The following is a 700-nucleotide window of genomic DNA, read 5'->3' as shown; positions in this document are numbered from 1 at the left end:
TGGAGTACCACGGCACGACGACCGGCATCGACACCCTCGCGGCCGACGGGAGGGCGGCATGAGCACCCTCACCGCGCCCGTCGAGACGGCCCCGGCCGGCCCCGCTCGCCCCGCCTACCGGGTGACCGGACGGCGCGTGCTGTCCTCGGAATGGGCCAAGCTCTGGTCGCTGCGTTCGACGTGGATCACCCTGGGTCTCGGCCTGTTGTTCCTCGTCGCCTTCGGACTGATCGCGTCGAGCCGCTACAAGTCCGGGATCGGCTCTGCTCACATGGACCGCGACTTCGCCGCCTCGACGGCCGTGAGCCTGTCCCTCTTCGGCACCCACTTCGCCCAGCTCGCCCTGGGCGTGCTCGGCGTGCTGGTCACCGCCGGGGAGTACTCCACCGGCATGATCCGCTCGACGCTCGCGGCCGTACCGCGCCGGCTGCCCGTGCTGTGGTCCAAGGCGGCCGTGTTCGGGCTGGTCGCGCTGGTGGTCGGCCTCCTGGGTGCGTTCGTCGCTTTCGGGTTCGGCAGGGGCATCGTCTCCGGCACCCCCGCCGCGATGAGCCTGACACACGCGGGAGTCGTACGAAGTCTGCTGGGCGCCGGGCTCTACCTCGGCCTGGTCGGCGTGATCGGCACCGCGCTGGGCGCGCTGCTGCGGTCGGTGGCCGGCGGCATCTCGGTGCTGGTCGCCACGCTGATGCTGATCCCG

Annotated in this window: 1 protein-coding gene; it reads left to right on the top strand. The window is 71.9% G+C overall.

What is annotated here, in order from left to right:
* Positions 1-58: 58 nt before the first annotated feature.
* Positions 59-700: ABC transporter permease (locus tag ADL01_RS22655; RefSeq protein ID WP_053743863.1), on the top strand; the 642-nt coding region annotated here is incomplete at its 3' end.

Origin of the sequence: Streptomyces sp. NRRL WC-3618 (genome assembly GCF_001280005.1) — a bacterium.
Taxonomy (GTDB): Bacteria; Actinomycetota; Actinomycetes; order Streptomycetales; family Streptomycetaceae; genus Streptomyces.
This window is presented reverse-complemented; position numbering and strand designations above follow the sequence as displayed.